The sequence below is a fragment of the Nonomuraea sp. NPDC003804 genome (assembly GCF_040610675.1).
Classification (GTDB): domain Bacteria; phylum Actinomycetota; class Actinomycetes; order Streptosporangiales; family Streptosporangiaceae; genus Nonomuraea.
In genome coordinates this window covers 1-1,972 of sequence record NZ_JBEXMT010000085.1, presented here as the reverse complement: position 1 = coordinate 1,972, position 1,972 = coordinate 1, and the positions used below count along the sequence as shown (strand labels likewise).

The 1,972-nt window shown below is 63.1% G+C and carries 5 protein-coding genes; 4 read left to right on the top strand and 1 reads right to left on the bottom strand.

All coding sequences use genetic code 11. The features are described from left to right. Window positions 1–331: hypothetical protein (locus ABZX22_RS44910; RefSeq protein WP_354923418.1), on the bottom strand; the 331-nt coding region annotated here is incomplete at its 3' end. 171 nt (window positions 332–502) lie between these two features. Between ABZX22_RS44910 and ABZX22_RS44905 the strand changes: the two genes are divergently transcribed. The 4 genes from ABZX22_RS44905 to ABZX22_RS44890 form a co-directional block, all read left to right on the top strand. Beyond that, complete coding sequence (locus tag ABZX22_RS44905; RefSeq protein ID WP_031421735.1) at window positions 503–691, top strand: hypothetical protein; 189 nt, start codon at window positions 503–505, stop codon at window positions 689–691. Beyond that, window positions 688–933 carry a hypothetical protein gene (locus ABZX22_RS44900; RefSeq protein WP_100442713.1) on the top strand — a complete coding sequence of 82 codons (246 nt, stop codon included), beginning with the start codon at window positions 688–690 and terminating at the stop codon, window positions 931–933. Before ABZX22_RS44905 ends, ABZX22_RS44900 begins: the two co-directional genes overlap by 4 nt. Next, on the top strand, window positions 930–1,403 hold the full coding sequence (locus ABZX22_RS44895) for a hypothetical protein (RefSeq protein ID WP_322888675.1): 474 nt from the start codon (window positions 930–932) through the stop codon (window positions 1,401–1,403). The genes ABZX22_RS44900 and ABZX22_RS44895 overlap by 4 nt, the downstream gene beginning before the upstream one ends. A 128-nt stretch (window positions 1,404–1,531) precedes the next feature. Next, on the top strand, window positions 1,532–1,972 hold a 441-nt coding region (locus ABZX22_RS44890), incomplete at its 3' end, for a ParA family protein (RefSeq protein WP_354923414.1).

Genomic DNA, 1,972 nt, shown 5'->3' with positions numbered 1-1,972 from the left:
CCGGGGACACAGTCACTGCACCACCCCACGCGTTGCTCATGGTCGCTGCGCTGGCTTGGCGGAAGTCGGCGGGGGCCAGCCCATCTTCAAGCACGTTCAACGTGCTGACGCCGCGGAACGAGCCAACGACGCCATGGGACCGATCAACGCGGTTGGCCAGGTCCCGAACGTTCTCGACGTCCGATGCCACGTTCACCCGGGTGGTGACGCGGGGGTAGACCAAAAACGCGGCGGCCCCCATTGCCGTGGCAACCCCCAATGCGAGCAGCAACTCGACCAGGCCAAAGCCAGGGGCGGGCAAACAACGGGGAGGGCGAGCATGCAGTGTCATGCATTTGAGCATGCGACACAAATGCATTTTGACAAGCCCTGAGAGCAGTTCCTTATTTTAGTCAAAAATGTTTTGAATCAATGGGTTGACATCGGTTGGCGATGTGGTTGGATCGTGGTGTAGGAGCGGTTTAATGGGTAAGCCGACCTACCCATAAAAGAGAGTGAAGACATGAAGATTCATCCCGTCGAGCCCGCCAGCACCGACCTGGCGCATTTCCAACTCCACACCGCCGCGCGGTTCCTGGACCGCACCAATGGCCTCAATCAGCTGGCCGACAAGCACCGCAGGATCCAGCGCTTGGCCACCCGCGCCCGCCATGAGCGGCGTTGGAAGAAGGAAGAGGAGCGCTTCGTATGAGCCTCTTGAACATGGCCCTGCTGTTTGTCGGTCTCCTGGGCACCGCGGTGTTCTACCGGGACCTGGTCGCCAACCCCATCTCCGCCGGGCGCGCCCTGGTGCGCTTCTATCAACTGCCGGCGGAGCATCGCCAAGGAAGCGTTCTGCAAGAGGTTTCGAAGGCGTGGTGGAGCATCGTGCTGGTGCCGTTCTACGTGCTGGTGGCCTTGGTGCTCATCGGGGTTCTGGGAGGTGGGCAATGAGTGCCGGGACCGAAAGCCTCATCCGAGCCATCCAAACCAACGACCCGCTGGCGTTCTATGGGTGGCTACACACACTCAAGGGAACGTCCGACCTCGACGCTGGCGTGGCCGGCGATCCTGGCATCACTGCGTTGGCCGTCGCCTCCCTCATGTATTCCAAGGCCATCCAGTCGGACCCGGTCCTGGCGACGCGTTATGCGGCAATGATTGAGGCGCTTATGGACGCCGGGGCCAATCCGCTGGTTCAGATCGGGGAGCGGTTCGTGGTGCGACGGGGGCACACCGGGAAGCTGGAGCGGCGCCGGGTGGACGAAGGCCGAACGCTGGCGGAGGTCTGCGGGGGCGTTCTTTGCCCGGCCATGCAGGCATGGTTTGGACGCCAACGGGCAGGCGAATGGTCCAACACCGCGCTTCATCGCCCTCATCCCGCCTACGCCCACCTCCGTCGCAACCATAAAGCCGTGGCCTGACGCCCAGGCCGGCGGCTGCTCGCCGCCGAAAAGCGGGGTGGAGACAACGGCAGGGTGGGCCACGGCTTCCGCCGGGCCCTGGGGTCGCTGAACCTCCGACGTCTGCACCGCTGAAACCCTCTAGCTGCATGGCCCTTGCGGGATTAGGTTTGCATCGTAGTGTGTTGCACGACCTACCCATAAAAGGACTTCAAGCCATGCGTTTAGTCGTTTGCTGTTTCAAGGGAGGCGTGGGACGCACCACGCTCTCGCTCAACCTCGCCGCCGCGTTTGCCGGCCAATCCCGCGTGCTCGTCAACGACCGCGACCCGCAGTGCGGATCGGTCGCGTGGTCTGCGATGAGCGACGGGGAGACTCCGTTCACCGTGAGCCGTGCTTCCTCGCCTGGGTTTGACCTTGAGATCCAAGACCTGCCGCCCAGCGCTCCAGTGAAGGATCAGTTGCCGGACGCAGACCTCTACATTGTCCCGACGCTGCTCGACGGGGGCAGTTACGTTGTTTACCTGCGGACCATCGACACGCTGCGACGGCAGGGCAAGCCCTTCCTGCCGGTCGCCAACCGAGTCAAC